We start from the raw sequence: 749 nt of genomic DNA, 5'->3' as shown, positions 1-749 counted from the left end.
GCGAAGACGGGCATGACGCGGACGCCGACGACGTTGTGTTCGGTGCGGCCGGGGCCGGGGAACTGGGTGTGCTTCTGGAACCAGACCATCGCCAGGTGCACCCCGATCAACGCCAGGATGATGCCCGGGATCAGCAGGATGTGCAGCGCGTAGAGCCTGGGGATGATGATGCTGCCGGGGAAGTCCCCACCGAAGAGCGCCCAGTGCAGCCAGGTCCCGATCAGCGGCATGCCCAGGGTGATCGAGGAGAACGCCGCCCGCAGCCCGGTGCCGGAGAGCAGGTCATCGGGCAGGGAGTAGCCGAAGTAGCCCTCGAACATGGCCAGGATCAGCAGCAGCGACCCGATCACCCAGTTCGCCTCGCGGGGGCGGCGGAACGCACCGGTGAAGAACACCCGGGCCAGGTGCACCATGATCGACGCAGCGAACAGCAGTGCGGCCCAGTGGTGGACCTGGCGGACGAACAGCCCACCGCGCACCTCGAAGGAGATGTCCAACGCGGTTTCATACGCCCGCGACATCTGAATGCCGTTGAGCGGCTGGTACACCCCGTGGTAGGTGACCTCGGCCATCGACGGGTCGAAGAACAACGTCAGGTACACACCGGTCAGCAGCAGCACGATGAAGCTGTACAGCGCGATCTCACCGAGCAGGAACGACCAGTGCGTCGGGAACACCTTGTTGAGCTGACGACGCACCGCCGCCGACGGGTGATACCGCGAATCAATCGCATCACCCTGATGGGCGGC

Annotated in this window: 1 protein-coding gene; it reads right to left on the bottom strand. The window is 65.4% G+C overall.

Annotated elements, in window-relative coordinates; all coding sequences use genetic code 11:
• Positions 1–749 (bottom strand): cytochrome b (locus B1790_RS31995; protein WP_142271630.1); only part of this gene is annotated, 749 nt, incomplete at both ends.

Source organism: Mycobacterium sp. AT1, from assembly GCF_002043095.1.
Taxonomy (GTDB): domain Bacteria; phylum Actinomycetota; class Actinomycetes; order Mycobacteriales; family Mycobacteriaceae; genus Mycobacterium.
Note: the sequence above shows the minus strand (reverse complement) of the source record. Positions and strands in the feature narration are given on the sequence as shown.